Here is a 17,122-nt window from a genome sequence, read left to right as displayed (position 1 = left end):
CAAGAGCAGCGGCGGATTAATAATCAAACATACAAGCGAAAACTACGATACGTTTACTGTTGGCGGCATGGTCACATTTGTTTCTGTGTGTCCTAGCATTTGTACGCGTTGATCACTAAACATATCCATATCAGGCGCAAGTGTACGCATAAAGCGGTCAAAATATAGCATCTGTTTGGTCAATAAAGCAAAGTCACGTGGGAAATGAATACCATGACGCTTACCGACTTCTACAATCTCAAGCATCATTTTATTTAACTCATCGGCTTGCTCTTTACTATTAAAAGGCACACCACTGGTAAAGGATTTGTCCTCCGCCATAATAGTCTTCATCATACGCTGCAAATCATTACCCAACGCCACTACATCGACTTTATTGCCACCATGGGTCATTTCCATATCAATCATATGGCGCGCCATCGCTTGATAGTCACTGTCCTGCATGGCTTGCATCATACCCATGCATGCACGCCAACTCTCAGCTTTTAGCTTACCGACAATACCAAAATCCAAGAAGCCAATACGACCATCGGTTAATAGCATCAAATTGCCCGCATGCAGGTCAGCATGAAAACTGTTGCACAGCATGAGACTGGCAAACCACGTATTTAAGGTATCCGCCATGACTTGCGCAGGATCAGCACAATACTGACGCATGAGCGACTCATCGACCATAGATACGCCGTACAAGCGGCTCATGGTTAGTACACGCTTGGTAGTCAGCTCTTCATATACGTTGGGTGCTACCACGCGCGTATTACCTGATACGGCTAAGAACTGCTGAAAATCGCGGATGTTTTGTGCCTCAGCGATAAAGTCTGTCTCGGCAAGCATGCGCAGGCGAATCTCATCGATAATCGGCGCAATACTGGCAAACTTCATCGACGGCATCAGAATCTCAAGTAACTTAGTCACCCCATGCAATACGCCCAAATCCGTTTGCATAATGGTCTCGACGTCAGGCTTTTGCACCTTTAATACGACTTCATCGCCATTATGCAACCGTGCCGCATGCACTTGCGCAATAGAAGCTGATGCTAGTGGCTTTGAGTCGATATGGGCGAACTTATCATCAAGCGTCATGCCATCAACGGCCAACTCTTCTTTCAATACCTGCTCAATATAAGCATAAGATAATGGCGTGGTTTGATCCAAACAGCTCTGAAAAGCTTTTACATATTCACGTGGAAACAGTGACGGCGTACTGGCGATAAACTGACCAATCTTGATATAAGTCGTGCCCAATTGCTCAAACGTTTCTTTTAATAATGTGGCATCAGGCTTTTCACCTTTTGCCACTCTCAGCGCAGATAAACCTGCCACGCTGGCTGTTTGGCGAACACGGTTCATGACATTGAAGGTATGCTTTAATAAATGCGGACGATGAATTTTCATAAAAAACAACTATGGTCATAAGGAAGGTTTTTGAGAATAGGCGATCATAAATAATAACAAGCAACACAACCACTAATGAACAATCACTAATGACTACTACAGACAGGACACGCGGCATCTTGGCGATAGCCCATCAGCCGTTGCTGCATCTGGCTACCATCCCATACTAATAGCTTATTTGTCAGTGGATTTTTGGTTAATCCCAAATACTGCAGGGCAGCATTCGCTTGCAAATTACCCATGATAGCAGTGGTACTCGCTAGCACACCTGAGTTGGCACACGTACGCTCATCAGCCGCTGCATCAAGTACTACCGAACCAAACACGCAATGATAACAACCAGTGTTTAGTTGCGGCTCATATAAGGCTAACTGACCTTGCATCGCAATCGCTGAGGCAGATAATAGCGGGATTTTATAGTGCACGCTAATACGATTGATGACATCACGCGTAGCAAAATTATCGGTGCAATCTAAAAGCAAATCAGGCTTGCCTGTCGCCATATCGAGCAATTCATAAGCATTATCTTCACTCAATCTTGCAACTGTACCGCGAGCGGTAATGAAAGGGTTAATACGCTCTAACATGTGCGCCGCTGTTAGCGCCTTAGTTTGACCGATATCCTCAGGTAAAAACAGCGTTTGGCGCTGCAAGTTGCTGGCTTCAATAATGTCATCATCTATCAGATGAATTTGCCCAAGTCCTGCACGCACCAGCGTCTCAGAAGCAGGACAACCAAGCCCGCCTGCCCCTATCATAACCACCCGAGCTGATTTTAAGCGTAGTTGAGCGTCAATATCCCAACCGTCTAATAATATCTGCCTTGCATAACGCAGCAGCTCTTCATCCAACAACTGCCCTTCATCTGATGTGTGCGCCATATTTATTACCAATAACCTATTATTAAAAAAGTCTACTAACAAAAATCTGATGACTTAATTTGACCCAGCGTAACACGATCATTACCACCATAATCTTGTACTGTACGCACAGATTCGAAGTCACTGTCTACAAACAACTTGCGAACGGCATCACCTTGGTCAAAACCATGTTCGATAGCCAGTAGCCCACCGACACGCAAGTATTTCGGTGACTGTCCTACGATATGCTCTATATCGGCAAGCCCATGATTGGAAGCACTTAAGGCACTAATAGGTTCGGCTACAAGGCGTGCTAAATGCTCATCTTCCTCATCGATATAAGGAGGATTGGACACAATCACATCAAATAATAGCTCGCCATGACTGGGCAGCTCGTCATACCAACTGCTTTGTATAAACTCAATATCAGCAACATCATTGATAACTGCATTGTGCTGAGCAACCTTGAGCGCTTCTGGCGACATATCCACCGCAACGACTTGCCAACTTTCTGCCTCACTGTCTGAACGCTGCGTATTTAACTCATGTGCAAGACTAATCGCAATACAACCTGAACCCGTCCCTAAATCCAATAACCGTTTTGGGCTGCTGACACTGTTTGGCTGATATTTTATCCAAGTTAATACTTGCTCAATCAGTATCTCAGTATCAGGTCGCGGAATTAAAGTGTGCTCATTAACAGTAAATATCAGCGACCAGAACTCTTGCTGACCAGTCAAATACGCAAGTGGCATTCCTTGCTGCATCTTTTTTACACCTGCATTGAATTGCTCAAATTCACTATCAGTTAATTGGTAATCTTCATCCGTTATTAAAAATATCGCAGGCTTCTCGACGACATACAACAGCCAATCTGTTAGCCAAAATGACGGTAGCTTGCTATTTGCAGTCTCATTCGTCAATTGCTGAATGTGCTGCTTTATTTGACGAATACTTGATGCTGTCATATATAGTTCATCACCTATTAAAATTGATTACTCAAGTTTGGTAGAAAGTTCAACTGGATCGTCATTGCTACCAATAACCACATGCTTGTCTACCAAATAAATAAGTATCAAGACAGGTATCCCAATCAAGAATGTGATTAAGAAAAAGTTGGCAAATCCAATGTTGTCTGAAATGCCACCTGAATACCCACCCAGTACTTTTGGAAACAAAGTCATGAGTGATGAAAATATAGCGTACTGTACAGCGGTAAACTTAACTGAAGTAAGCGCTGATAAAAATGCAATAAAAACAGCAGTCGCAAAACCTGCTGCCAAATTATCAACAACCACTGCTAGGTACATATAATTCATATCACCAGGATGATAGGTCAATAGAATAAATAGAAGATTGGTTGTACTCGATGCTATAGCACCAATCAACATGACATGCATCATCTTCATTTTTTGAGCAACAAGGCCACCTAAAAATCCACCTGCAATCGTCATAAACAATCCCAGAAATTTGACCGCGTCAGCAATCTGAATTTTAGTAAAACCCATCTTAGCGTAGAAAACGTTTGATAGATTGCCTGCGACAATATCTGACACACGATAAAAACCTATCAACAATAGCAACAGTATTGCCTGCTTACCATAGCGACGGAAAAAATCAGCAATAGGCTCTACCCACAATCTTTTTGCCACCTCTTTTTTTGCCAGCCCGACTGATATAAGCGCATATCCCACAACCATAGCCACAGCCACACTACCCAACAATCTCACTACTTCTATCAAAAACTTTAGAAAAACACTGTCATCAGGAGCTTGGAATATTTTACCTATAAATACAAAAGCGCCTATAAACGCAAAAACTGACAAGATAAATAAGAATAATATTCTAATATTGTCATCACGAGACTGTACAACTGAGTCAATTTTGTTCACTATTTTGGGTTGATTTAAAATAAAAAATATCATTAAGAAAGGTGCGCATGCCATTACCATCAAGAAATACATATTAATCGCTGGCAAGTACTCAATAGGTATTAACGTTAAAGGCCTACTCAATACTCTGGTTGCAAAGGTGCTGACGAATACTGGCAATCCATAAATCACACCAGGGATAAGGAGAAAAGCCGCGTATATGGAAAATATTTTTAAATTTCTTTTTTGTTTATATATTTCTAATGACTGTGCTGCTGGCTCATAAATAGCAAACGTCGTTAATAAACCGACTGACATGACACCCATCATCGTATAGTAAGTATTGCGCCATGCTTCATAATTATAAAGCTCTTCAGAAGAGCCAAAATAACTTGCTAAATAAAGTGCGCCTGCGCCTGCGACAATCATGCCAATACGATAACCAGCGACATATACTGAAGACAACGTAGGTTGCAATTCAAACCCTGCCAACTCAATACGATAAGAATCAACAACGATATCCTGAGTAGCTGATGAAAAACCAAGCAAAACAGCACCAAGCGCCATAACCCAAAGGACGTTTTCAGCAACAGGGTTAACACTAGCCATCGTAAAAATAGCAACCAGTATCATCAGTTGTGACATAAACATCCATGCCCGACGCCTACCTAGCCATTTAGTTAAGAAAGGAAGTGGCATTGAGTCAATCAACGGCGCCCAAATAAACTTAAACGAATAACCAAGACCTGCCCAACCAAACATTGTTATCACACCGGTTTCTAAACCCGCTTCACTAAGCCATAGTGATAGACTTGAAAAAACCAACAGAATAGGTACACCTGCTGAAAATCCAAGAAATAACATAATCATCACACGAATATCTGAAAAAGATTTCAATGCATCAGACCATGATTTTTTGACAGCTGATTGATTGGGTGGCACAGATTTGACAGCAGACATAATCGCTCACTAGCACTTAAGAAAAAGAACACAACCGCGCACAATTTTTATCAATCATTAGTATCATCTATCGGTAACTGATACTGATAAATAGCACTGATAAACGGGATCGATAAAAATTGCTTAACGTTGCACAAATACAGCCATTACAACAAAATTGAATTATGGTACTTGAGAACGCTGACCTTGACTAGACATTCTAACGATATTTTTGCATTAACCTTTCTTTCTACTAGTGAATAAAACCTAACTTATAGACTAGGGTTTACTTTCATATTAAGAATGGGTATAAAAATAAGGAAAATATCGCATTTTGCATCACAACCCTTTTATATAAACCCCTTTCTCTTGTGATTAGCCAATCATTATCCTGATAAGTTATTAATAATTCATGCTTTAATAACCAGAAATTCTTGCTACATTCTTACTTTTATATATTCATAAATTAAAACATTATTTGATATACCATTTATTTTATAAAACAATATGTTTGTATAAATTAGTTCCCTGAATCAATCATTCTTCTATATGCTAGAGATGACAAATGATTTTTGCAAACAATAGTAAATAACACACTCGATTGCCATTTATCTGATTACTGCCTAGGAGCCACATGATGACTAACTCAAACTCAACATCAGATGCTGCAAGTAACACCACTTATGATAAAGGAGATGGTCATGGACCAACCATTCATAGTGAAAATGTAGATACTTCGCACGAGCCACAACGTCCAAGCATGGGTGGCTGTCCTGTCATGCACCAAGCGCATACTACGAACGCCTCGGCAGCAACCGACTGGTGGCCGAATAGCTTAAATTTAGATATCTTGCATCAGCAGGATCACAAAACCAATCCAATGGATCCTGACTTTGATTATGCAGAAGCCTTTAAGCAATTAGATTTAGAAGCCGTCAAGCAAGATTTAAAAAATCTAATGACTGAGTCACAACCATGGTGGCCAGCAGATTGGGGTCATTATGGTGGGTTGATGATTCGTATGGCTTGGCATTCTGCTGGTACTTATCGACGCTCTGACGGCCGCGGTGGTTCTAACACTGGTAATCAACGCTTTGCGCCATTAAGCAGTTGGCCAGACAATGTCAACTTGGACAAAGCACGTCGTCTATTATGGCCAATCAAGAAAAAGTATGGTAACAAACTTTCTTGGGCAGATTTGATGATACTAGCGGGTAATATGGCTTATGAATCTATGGGCTTTAAGACGTTAGGTTTCGCTGGTGGACGTACCGATATTTGGCATCCAGAAAAGGATATCTATTGGGGTTCCGAGCGTGAATGGCTGGCGGCTACCAAAAATCGTTATGAAGATGATAATCAGCGTGAATCACTAGAAAACCCTTTAGCAGCGGTACAGATGGGCTTGATTTATGTCAACCCTGAAGGCGTCGACGGCAACCCCGATCCTATTAAAACGGCACAAGATATTCGTACAACTTTTGCTCGTATGTCAATGAATGATGAAGAAACGGTCGCCTTGACTGCTGGCGGTCACACGGTTGGTAAATGTCATGGTAATGGTGACGCTACCTTATTAGAAGATGAGCCAGAAGCGGCTGACATCAAAGAGCAAGGTCTAGGTTGGCGCAACCCTAAAGGTACAGGCAATGCTGGCGACACCGTCTCAAGTGGTATCGAAGGTGCATGGACGACGCATCCAACCCAATGGGATTATGAGTATTTTGAGTTATTGCTAAATCATGAGTGGGCACTGACTAAGAGTCCTGCTGGTGCTTGGCAGTGGGAGCCTATCGATATCAAGGAAGAGGATCGGCCTTTAGATGCACATGATCCAAGTGTACGCCGCAACCCAATCATGACCGATGCTGATATGGCAATGATTAAAGACCCTGCTTATCGTAAAATTTCAGAGAACTTTCATCAAAATCCAGAATATTTCGATGAAGTATTTGCAAAAGCTTGGTTTAAGCTTACCCATCGTGATTTGGGGCCAAAATCTCGCTATTTAGGGGCGGATGTGCCAAGCGAGGACTTCACTTGGCAGGATCCAATTCCACAAGGCAATGTTAATCTGAGCGCTGATGATATTGCAATCTTAAAAGCACAGATACTAGGCAGTGGTATCGACCATCGCGAATTTATTATTACCGCTTGGGATAGCGCTCGTACATTCCGCGCCTCAGACTATCGCGGCGGCGCCAATGGTGCACGCATTCGTTTAGCCCCGCAAAAAGACTGGCTAGGTAATGAGCCTGAGCAATTGGCTCGCGTACTTGAGGCGCTCACTGCCATTCAAACGAACTTTGATAAAGACGTCAGCATCGCAGATTTAGTGGTACTCGCTGGTAACACCGCCATTGAAAAAGCAGCAGCTAATGCAGATGTTCAAATTGAAGTGCCATTCGATGCGGGTCGTGGCGATGCGAGCGATGAGATGACTGAAACAGAGAGCTTCTCTGATTTAGAGCCACGACATGATGGCTACCGTAACTGGATCAAAGGCAGCTATGCCATATCACCTGAAGAGATGCTATTAGATCGTACTCAGCTGATGGGCTTGACTGCACCTGAAATGGTCGTTTTAATCGGTGGTATGCGTGTCTTGGATACCAACTACGCTCAGAGCCAACAAGGGGTCTTTACTGAGCGTGCTGGAACACTTAGCAATGACTTCTTTGTGAACTTGACAGACATGAGCTATTCTTGGCATCCCGTTAAGACAGACAATAATAACGCCTCTGCTCTCTATGAAGTACGTGAACGTGCTACTGGCAATCTGAAATGGCAAGCCAGCCGTGTAGACCTCGTGTTTGGGTCTAACTCTATCCTACGCGCTTATGCTGAGCTCTACGCACAAGATGACAACTTAGAGAAATTCGTTAAAGACTTTGTGAATGCTTGGAATAAAGTCATGAATGCGGATCGTTTTCGCTAAAACCCACTGAAATAGATACGCCTTTATCTTAAAAAAGCCCTCTTTAATCGAGGGTTTTTTTATTGTAATGGTTTACTTCTAGCAACGGACAAACGACTTATTCTATATTCCAAATAAACATAAATAGATAACCATTAAGTATATACAAGAATAAACACTTTGTTTTACACTACCTGCTTACTGCATATTTGTACATTTTCACTTTTGTATACAGACAGGGTTTGTATATTTATACAATAGGATTTAGTTATGGCAATCGACGTAGTGGTCAATCAGCGGCATTTACAGATTCAGCTCAAGCAGTTGGAGACAGTATGGCATACGGTGATTAATGGCTATAACTTAAGTCAGGCGGCGACCGTACTGCACACCAGCCAATCTAGCCTATCAAAACATATTGCGGCACTTGAAAATCAGCTCAAAACGGAAGTATTCGTCCGTCAAGGCAAACGCCTAACGGGTCTTACGACCATGGGTACAGCACTAATGCCGCATATCGAATCTATCTTCGCCGAGATCCGTACGATTGAAAACCTAAGTCTCGATTTTAATAATCCGAATATTGGCACGTTGACGATTGCCACCACTCACACGCAAGCGCGATATGTATTGCCGCAAGTCGTCAAAGAGTTTAAAGAGCGCTTCCCCAAAGTCAACCTAATACTACAACAAGCGGATCCAGAGACCATCGCGCAGATGGTCATTCGCGGGCAGGCAGATATTGGCATTGCAACCGAGTCTTTACTTCATAACAATTATTTACGCTGCTATCGCTATTATGACTGGACGCATCGCGTCATTGTGCCAAGCGATCACGAACTGGCCAATCACGAGTCTGTGGATTTGCCGACCCTCGCCAGCTATCCGATTGTGACCTATCACGGTGGCTTTACGGGGCGCGGTGCAATTGACAAAACTTTTGAAGAAGCAGGATTGGAACCAGATATCGTGCTAGCAGCACTCGATGCTGATGTAATCAGTACTTACGTAGGTCTGGGCTTGGGTATCGGCATTATCGCAGAGATGGCGTTTGAACCAAGTCACTATCAGAACTTGACCGCCATTCCAGTGGATCATTTCGGCCGCTTTACCAGTTGGATGGCAGTACGTGATGATGCAGAGATTCGTCAGTATGGTCGCGCCTTTATGGAATTGTGCCAAAAGCAGTTTAACCATTAGAATAAAGACGCTATCGTTCTCACTTATCCATAATTAGCAAAACAGTTAAAACGTCAAATTTAGTCGCTTTGTATTATTAGCATTACCACTTTATCCCTAGCCAATCAAAAAGCAGGTAACTTAGGTTGCCTGCTTTTTTTAGTACAGTAATATTGCTTGTGCTGTATTCATCATAGGCACGACTTTATATCTATAAACGCACACTGATAATTGTTAAGTGGATTTAAATACAGAGTTAGCTGACTTTGTTATCATTCATTAACGGTGTTTACAACTACTTGAAACTGGCAATGACCATAAGCATATCAGTGGAAAGTAATTCACACACTACTGGATAATTTATGAGTAACAAAATTCCTTTATCTTTTTTAGATCTTGCACCTGTTCCCGAAGGCAAAACCATCTCTGAAGGCATTGCTCAAACGGTTGAGACAGCACAGCAAGCAGAAAAAGTCGGTTTAAACCGTTATTGGATGGCAGAGCATCACAATATGCCGGGCATCGCCAGTGCAGCGACGTCAGTACTACTAGCGCATATCGGTAGCCAAACCAAGCATATACGTATTGGTGCTGGTGGTGTGATGCTTCCGAACCATGCACCGCTCGTCATCGCTGAGCAATTCGGTACTTTGCAGGCATTATATGGTGATCGCGTAGATTTAGGGCTGGGTCGTGCGCCGGGTACTGATGGCGCAACCTTTCAGGCACTACGCCGTCAGATGCAAGATGCTGATCGCTTTCCGCAAGATGTCCAAGAATTGATGTACTTTTTAGGGAACGGTACAGATAATAGCCCAGTACAGGCATTTCCTGGGGCAAAATCAAACGTTCCTATCTGGATATTAGGCTCTTCTCTTTTTGGGGCTACGTTAGCGGCGCATCTAGGACTTCCTTATGTGTTTGCCTCACACTTTGCACCGCAAATGCTTGGGCAAGCGATTACAGCTTATCGAGAACAGTTCAGACCATCAGCCTATTTAGATAAGCCTTATGTCATGCTGGCAGCCAATTTATTACTCGCCGATGACGATGCTACTGCACAGTATCATTTTACCTCTGCGCAGCAAAGCTTCATACGCTTGCGCCGTGGTGAGACAGGTCAAATGCCGAAACCTACTCACGATATGGACAGCATCTGGAGCCCTGCTGAAAAAATGATGGTGGATAGCGCATTGTCAGTGTCATTCATAGGTTCTGTGGAAACTGTCAAGCCGAGACTGGCAGCATTCCTTGCTCAGTATGAGCCAGACGAGCTGATTGTGACGGCTAACGTTTACGATCAGGCAGCGCGCATGCGTTCACTGGAACTTACACCTGAGTTAAATTTATTTACTTTACAATGAAATCAGACACTTGCATAATTATTGATAAACCTTAGCTGGATGTTTGACATGGATGCAACTCCTATTATCGGTGCCTCACTGCTTATTGGCTCATCAATATTTATGTACATTGTTGCCTTTCTGGCGGTGATGGCTGTTGGTGGTTATTTGACCTACCGCACCAGCCCAAAACGTAAGCAGCGGCGCGAAGACAAACGCAATAAAGACAATCCAAATTAATAACCGCTCTCGAAACATGCTGGGTCGTATTAATTTAACGTTTAAAGCAATGTAAAAAGCCCTCTTTTCTTATTTAGAAAGAGGGCTTTTTTTGGCTTGCTACATAATAAAAATACAGCAATCTTTACGTACTGTTATTCAGACGGCCTTACCATTCAATTGACGAGCCAAGATTTTTTTGTGCGGCTTGTTGTGCGACATATAGAGCGACTGCTGCATCAAAACTGGCTGCACCAACCGATTTAAATAACGTAACACCATGATTAGACTTAGCGGTTTTTTCTTGTAGCGCCCCTGTGACTAGCGCTTGTAAGTCACCACTGAGGTCGTCCCATGTCCATGCACAATCGACACTATCGTGAGCTTGGATTAAATCGCCCGCTTCATGACGACTGCCAACCAAATCATCGACAACGACCATGCGACTGTTTGCAATGACATCATTGCTTATCTCTTTCATTGAAGGCTGATAGGCGCCGACTGCGTTGATGTGTGCATCAGATTTAATATGGTTGAGATCAAACAAACCTTCTGTTGCACGGGTTGCGACATTGATAACATCTGCATCACGGATAGCATCATTGATATTTTCGCAAACCGTTATAGTAACGTCCCATTGCGGATACTCACGAGTAAATTTCACTTTGAAAATCTCAGCGCCTTCCCTGCTTCTATTCCATAAATATACTGTTTTAATCTCAGGACGTACCGTCAAAACCGCATGTAATTGCTCATAAGCCATGCCACCACAACCGACCACCGCCACACTTTGACAGTCAGCGCTTGCCATATATTTGGTCGCAATGCCTGACAATGCCGCCGTACGCACTTGAGTAATATAAATCCCATCCATAATTGCCAATATCTCACCAGTATCATTGTTTGACACGGTAATAATCGCCGTTGTGGTTGGTAAATTTCGGCTCGGATTATCAGGACAAATGGTGACCAATTTTACCGCGGTATACTCATTCTTACCATCATAAATCGTCGCGGGCATTGATAAATGCGAACCTGAGCGATGAGTGTCATCTTCACTAAAAGTTTCAATGACCAAACGTTCAGGCGCTTTGATCCAGTTGGGGTGCGCTGCCTGTTGATGTAACAATGCTTCTATCGCCCCAATGGCAGATTGCATATTGAGATGTTCGGTCACGATTGCTTTGTTTAGTAATTGCAATTTGAGTACTCCTATTTATAGATTTATTATTAGAACATGTTTTATCACGCCAAAACGGCTACTACATTAATCCCAACCCGCGTAATATTGCCGCACCAATCGCCATTCCAAACATACCTACGACGGTGGTAAAAGCCAAAATATTAGCAGCTAACACATCATTGCCACCCATGGCTTTTGCCATTACATAGCTGGCGGCGGCTGTTGGTGAGGCTGCCATCAAAAACAACACACCCATATGCACACCTGATAGACCAAATCCCAATCCAATAGCGATGGCAATCAATGGCGCAACAATAATACGTCCGATACTCGCCTGCATGGACAGCCCTGAAGGGTGCAACATCGACTTCAAATCAATACTGGCACCGGCGCAAATCAATGCTAAGGGCAATGCCACCGCGGCCAGTAAATCGCCAGTCGTATGAATCACACCTGTAATAGGCGGCAGCGGTGACGCCTTATAAGCAAATGCTGCTACCAATGCGATAATCAGTGGGTTGGTAAATAGTTTTTTGATAATCATGGTACTGCGACTGAGCCAAGTATCATCCACACTTTTGGAAACACGGCTGAGAGTGATAACCGCTAAGATATTAAACAGTATCGTCACCACACCCATATAGACAGCACCGATGCTTAAGCCACGTTCTCCGTAGGCATTAGCAACCGTTGCCAGTCCAATAATAGCCATGTTACTCCGAAATATCCCTTGTACAAACACCCCTTGATCAGCCGGTTTGCTCACAAAATATTTGGCGTAAATCTCTGCACCTATAAACAAGATGAATGTCACCAGAATACCAGCCACTATCAGCGTGATTTGTTTGCTGTAATCGACATCACTATCAACGACGCTAAAAAAAAGCAAACAGGGTAAACAGTAATTAAAGACAAAGCTCGATGCTTGGTCAATAAAAGTCTGGCTCGCCTCACCGCGTCTCTGCATAAAAAAACCCAACCACATTAAGGCAAGGTTGGGCAAGACAATGGTAATAGCAAAGACAATAGCATCAATCATAAATAGGCTCAGTTCGTTGACAAGCCCATCATGATATGGACATCAGCGAGATAAATTAACAAGTAATCATTAAGTTTTATAACCTAGTATAGAGACAAAATAGCAAGTAAGACAAGCGCCTGCTCTATTTTCTTTTAACAGCGGCTGTATTTTTAACAAACAAAAGCCCATAACGATATATCGCTATGGGCTTTTGTTATACTAGTTATACTACTATTACGAATCTAGCGCGGCCTTCGCTTTTTTATGTTTCTTCACTGTCATAGCTAATAATTGAACGGCTGCAGGCGTCACACCGCTCACGCGTCCTGCTTGAGCAAGCGTCGCAGGACGTATTTGCGTCAATTTCTGTACAATTTCATTCGATAATCCCGATACCACGCTATAATCAAAGTCCAGTGGTAGCGCTGTATTTTCTAGGCGTTTCATCTGATCAATGTCTTCTTGCTGACGATCAATATAGCCTGCGTATTTGACAGAAATCTCTATCTGCTCGCCTACTTGTGTATCGACCTGCGAATCAGTGATGGCAGCGATATCAGCAAAATGAATCTGCGGACGCTTGAGCAAATCAAAAGCAGTTGATTCTTTTGACAGCACCTCGCCCGTTTGCTCTGTGACTTTTTTGCCCAACGTATTAGCAGGGGTTGCCCACATATCTTTGAGACGTGAGGTCTCCGTTGTGATCGCCTCCATTTTTTCTTGATACGCTTGCCAGCGCACATCATCTACTAGACCAAGCTTGCGACCCGTCTCAGTTAGGCGTTGATCTGCATTGTCTTCACGTAATAGTAGACGATATTCTGCGCGGCTCGTAAACATACGATATGGCTCAGTCGTACCATGGGTAATCAAATCATCAACGAGCACGCCAAGATAGGCTTCATCACGGCGCGGTGTCCACGTTTCAAACTCACTATTATTAGTAGTAACCAATGCCGCATTGGTACCTGCTAGCAAACCCTGTACACCAGCTTCTTCGTAGCCAGTCGTACCATTGATTTGCCCAGCGAAGTAAAGACGATCGATAGATTTGGTCTCAAGCGTTGGTTTCAAATTTTGCGGATCAAAATAATCATACTCAATCGCGTAGCCTGGACGGGTGATATGCGCGTTTTCTAAGCCTTTCATACTATGAATAAACTCTAACTGCACATCAAACGGCAAACTTGTTGATATACCATTTGGATATAGCTCATGTGTCGTCAAACCTTCTGGCTCGATAAATATCTGATGGCTGTCTTTATCTGCAAAGCGATGAATCTTGTCTTCAATTGACGGACAATAACGTGGACCCACACCTTCGATTTTGCCAGAGAACATCGGCGAACGGTCTAAATTTTCACGGATGATGTCATGGGTGCGCGCATTGGTATGGGTGATGTAGCAATTGACCTGCTCTGGATGCATCGACACATCACCCATATAACTCATGACTGGCAGTGGCGTATCGCCCGGCTGTACGGTCATCACACTAAAATCAACGCTACGTGCATCAATACGTGCTGGCGTACCTGTCTTTAGACGACCGACTGGCAGCTTAAGCTCACGTAAACGATCAGCCAACTTGATAGAAGGTTGATCCCCTGCACGACCACCTTTTGAGCTTTCGAGACCAATATGAATCACCCCGCCCAAGAACGTTCCTGAAGTCAGTACCACCGTTTGCGTATTAAAGATAATACCCGTTGCAGTAACCACTGCCGTCGCACGACCATTTTCAACTAAGATATCATCAGCTGCTTGCTGGAATATATCAAGATTTGGCTGATTTTCAAGCGTATGGCGAATGGCGGCTTTATATAAAATACGATCTGCTTGCGCACGCGTAGCACGAACGGCAGCACCTTTACGACTGTTAAGCACACGAAACTGAATGCCTGACTTATCCGTTGCCAATGCCATTGCACCGCCAAGCGCATCAATCTCACGTACCAGATGGGATTTGCCGATACCACCAATTGCAGGGTTACAACTCATCTGCCCGAGCGTCTCAATATTATGTGTCAACAGCAAGGTCTGCGCGCCCATACGTGCGGCTGCCAAAGCAGCTTCTGTGCCAGCATGACCACCACCGATCACTACCACGTCGTAATTTTTTGGGTATTGCATATACGCCTCACTTGACTCATAACGCTGCTTTTAGCCAAAAACTATCATTACCAGAATTTTATGGCTAAATAGCATGGTCATCAGCAAATAAACGTCAGTCGGATTTAAAAAGTTAACGACTTGGAAAAGCCGCTAGATATTGGATTGCTAACCCATCATTATAACAATTTTTTGATGCTTAAAAAACGCCGCAGTAGAAACTATTTACATTAAGTGTTAAGCATCATTTTTAAACTTAGTAACTAGTAACTTAATAATTAGCGCCTAGTTACCAGGGCTCAGCGGTACGATTTGATCTGATTGACCACTGCTCAGCATATGCTGACTGCCATAACCTTCTGGATTGATCTGCAAATAAGCATTCATCAAGCCAATAGCATCGCCATCATTACTCGCCAAAATTTGCTCTTTAATCATGTCCACTGGCGGTAGCAGCAAGTTTTTTAGCAATGCCAAACGCTGCTGGTTATTACCTTTATTAACGACCATCTCGATAAGTTGACGCGCATCGATAGGTAAATCTGGCGTATTCTGTGCCAATAATGCCAAATGATAAGCGCCCGCAGAATCTTGATCCGCAACGATACGCTGCTCAATCGCAATATAAGTGGCTTCTGTTGCGCCGCCTGCCACGCTAAGCTGATGAATACATTTCAGGGCTGAATGTGGCTCATTGCCAGCAATTTCAATGATGCGCGTGGATTCATTTTTTAAATGCTCACGGCGTTTCTCTATGGTCGCTTGCTCAGCAGATACCGGTTCAGGTGTTTGTTGTTCTATTAGTTGATTGCTCATAATACTCTCTCATTATTTATGTTTTTATAATGCTTGCTGTTGAGCCATATATGGGGTCAATACTGACAAAAACAATAAAAGCCCGAGCGCCCATCTAAGGACTGGCTCGAGCTTTTATTGTTAAAACTTATCAGCTTGATAATAAAAAAGCTTAGATAAGTGTTTTCAGCATTATGCAGCAGGGCTGTTTGCTTCAACCAATGGCTTAAGCTCGCCTGATTGATACATTTGCAAAATAATGTCTGATCCGCCCATCAATTCGCCGTCAATCCACAACTGTGGAAAAGTCGGCCAATTAGCCACTTTAGGTAACGTCGCACGGATTTCTGGGTTTTCTAAAATATTTACAAACGCAAATGGACGACCGATTTGAGTAAGAACTTCAATCGATTTAGCAGAAAAACCGCACTGCGGAAATTGCGGCGTGCCTTTCATATAAATAATAACTTTATTGTCACGGATTTGATCACGGATCAATTGTTCAACGTCGTTTGCAGCAGTATTTGGGGTTTGTTCACTCATAAAAGCTCCTATTGATAAAGCGGTTCATTGAAAACAGTGATTGATATTACAAAATGATTGAGAAAAGAGATGGCTGATACATGGGGCAAGCGCCACGGTATTACAAGTACAACTCTATAGACTATATATATAAAATCTACATAGATAAAATCTGCGCGCAACTGACCCAGTCAATATGACTCGGAGTGCTCAAACAGCGATGACACCCGATCCAAGCTATCTAGATTCGACAACATTAGGCACTAATAATACCACGGCATTGGCCATAATGCCCTCTTGCCGACCTGTAAAGCCTAACTTTTCAGTGGTGGTGGCTTTAACGCTGATATTATTGACCGCAGTCTGCAAATCACTGGCAATATTATCACGCATGGCTTGGCTGTGCGGTGCCAGCTTTGGACGCTCACACATCACAGTGATATCAGCGTTGCCTAGACTATAACCAGCCTCTTGCACTTTACTGTAGACATAACGTAGCAGCACCCGCGAGTCCAACCCTGCATGGGCAGCATCTGTATCAGGGAAATGCTGACCGATATCGCCAAGCGCCAATGCACCAAGCAGTGCATCAGCAAGCGCATGCAGCACCACATCTCCATCAGAGTGTGCAAGCAAGCTGTGCGTGTGTTCAATAGGCACACCTGCTAGCACCACATATTGCTGCTGCTGACCATTATTGTGAAAAGCGTGAACGTCGATACCTTGACCAATTTTTATCATTATTATTCCAAGATGAGTGAAACGTGAT

At 43.2% G+C, this 17,122-nt stretch carries 14 protein-coding genes; 4 read left to right on the top strand and 10 right to left on the bottom strand.

The window, feature by feature from the left end; translation table 11 throughout:
• Nucleotides 1–42: 42 nt before the first annotated feature.
• From JMW64_RS06230 to JMW64_RS06215, 4 genes are all read right to left on the bottom strand, one after another.
• The gene (locus tag JMW64_RS06230) at nucleotides 43–1,395 is read right to left on the bottom strand and encodes an ABC1 kinase family protein (RefSeq protein ID WP_087815235.1); all 1,353 of its coding nucleotides are present in this window, start codon (nucleotides 1,393–1,395) and stop codon (nucleotides 43–45) included.
• A gap of 86 nt (nucleotides 1,396–1,481) precedes the next feature.
• Nucleotides 1,482–2,276 carry a HesA/MoeB/ThiF family protein gene (locus JMW64_RS06225; RefSeq protein WP_087815234.1) on the bottom strand — a complete coding sequence of 265 codons (795 nt, stop codon included), beginning with the start codon at nucleotides 2,274–2,276 and terminating at the stop codon, nucleotides 1,482–1,484.
• A 35-nt stretch (nucleotides 2,277–2,311) separates the two neighbouring features.
• Nucleotides 2,312–3,223: a peptide chain release factor N(5)-glutamine methyltransferase gene (prmC, locus tag JMW64_RS06220; RefSeq protein ID WP_087815233.1), complete on the bottom strand. Its 912-nt coding sequence runs from the start codon at nucleotides 3,221–3,223 to the stop codon at nucleotides 2,312–2,314.
• 27 nt (nucleotides 3,224–3,250) lie between these two features.
• A complete protein-coding gene (locus tag JMW64_RS06215; protein ID WP_201553729.1) occupies nucleotides 3,251–5,086 on the bottom strand; it encodes an AmpG family muropeptide MFS transporter in 1,836 nt (611 codons plus the stop codon).
• Nucleotides 5,087–5,825: 739 nt separating this feature from the next.
• On the opposite strand from JMW64_RS06215, the gene katG reads away from it, so the two are divergent.
• From katG to JMW64_RS06195, 4 genes are all read left to right on the top strand, one after another.
• Nucleotides 5,826–8,003, top strand: a complete 2,178-nt coding sequence (gene katG, locus JMW64_RS06210; RefSeq protein WP_201555040.1) for a catalase/peroxidase HPI — start codon at nucleotides 5,826–5,828, stop codon at nucleotides 8,001–8,003.
• Nucleotides 8,004–8,252: 249 nt separating this feature from the next.
• Nucleotides 8,253–9,182: a LysR substrate-binding domain-containing protein gene (locus JMW64_RS06205; RefSeq protein ID WP_201553728.1), complete on the top strand. Its 930-nt coding sequence runs from the start codon at nucleotides 8,253–8,255 to the stop codon at nucleotides 9,180–9,182.
• Nucleotides 9,183–9,523: 341 nt separating this feature from the next.
• Nucleotides 9,524–10,525, top strand: coding sequence for an LLM class flavin-dependent oxidoreductase (locus tag JMW64_RS06200; RefSeq protein ID WP_201553727.1), 1,002 nt, complete (start codon nucleotides 9,524–9,526; stop codon nucleotides 10,523–10,525).
• A gap of 48 nt (nucleotides 10,526–10,573) precedes the next feature.
• Nucleotides 10,574–10,744, top strand: a complete 171-nt coding sequence (locus tag JMW64_RS06195; protein ID WP_157908376.1) for a hypothetical protein — start codon at nucleotides 10,574–10,576, stop codon at nucleotides 10,742–10,744.
• A 148-nt stretch (nucleotides 10,745–10,892) separates the two neighbouring features.
• On the opposite strand, the gene JMW64_RS06190 is transcribed toward JMW64_RS06195, so the two are convergent.
• The 6 genes from JMW64_RS06190 to ispF all read right to left on the bottom strand — a co-directional run bounded on the left by JMW64_RS06190 (nucleotide 10,893) and on the right by ispF (nucleotide 17,094).
• Nucleotides 10,893–11,924 (bottom strand): ornithine cyclodeaminase family protein, encoded by a 1,032-nt coding sequence (locus JMW64_RS06190; RefSeq protein ID WP_087815227.1) that lies wholly within the window; start codon nucleotides 11,922–11,924, stop codon nucleotides 10,893–10,895.
• A 61-nt stretch (nucleotides 11,925–11,985) separates the two neighbouring features.
• Nucleotides 11,986–12,945: an AEC family transporter gene (locus JMW64_RS06185; protein WP_087815225.1), complete on the bottom strand. Its 960-nt coding sequence runs from the start codon at nucleotides 12,943–12,945 to the stop codon at nucleotides 11,986–11,988.
• 216 nt (nucleotides 12,946–13,161) lie between these two features.
• A complete protein-coding gene (mnmG, locus tag JMW64_RS06180; protein ID WP_087815223.1) occupies nucleotides 13,162–15,057 on the bottom strand; it encodes a tRNA uridine-5-carboxymethylaminomethyl(34) synthesis enzyme MnmG in 1,896 nt (631 codons plus the stop codon).
• A 264-nt stretch (nucleotides 15,058–15,321) separates the two neighbouring features.
• A complete protein-coding gene (locus JMW64_RS06175; protein ID WP_087815221.1) occupies nucleotides 15,322–15,852 on the bottom strand; it encodes a hypothetical protein in 531 nt (176 codons plus the stop codon).
• 171 nt (nucleotides 15,853–16,023) lie between these two features.
• Entirely contained in the window at nucleotides 16,024–16,374 is a 351-nt protein-coding gene (grxD, locus tag JMW64_RS06170; RefSeq protein ID WP_045446215.1) for a Grx4 family monothiol glutaredoxin, read from the bottom strand.
• Between the two features lie 216 nt (nucleotides 16,375–16,590).
• Complete coding sequence (ispF, locus tag JMW64_RS06165; RefSeq protein ID WP_045446213.1) at nucleotides 16,591–17,094, bottom strand: 2-C-methyl-D-erythritol 2,4-cyclodiphosphate synthase; 504 nt, start codon at nucleotides 17,092–17,094, stop codon at nucleotides 16,591–16,593.
• Nucleotides 17,095–17,122 lie beyond the last annotated feature (28 nt).

It is taken from the genome of Psychrobacter immobilis, assembly GCF_904846065.1.
Lineage (GTDB): Bacteria > Pseudomonadota > Gammaproteobacteria > Pseudomonadales > Moraxellaceae > Psychrobacter > Psychrobacter immobilis_H.
Note: the sequence above shows the minus strand (reverse complement) of the source record. Positions and strands in the feature narration are given on the sequence as shown.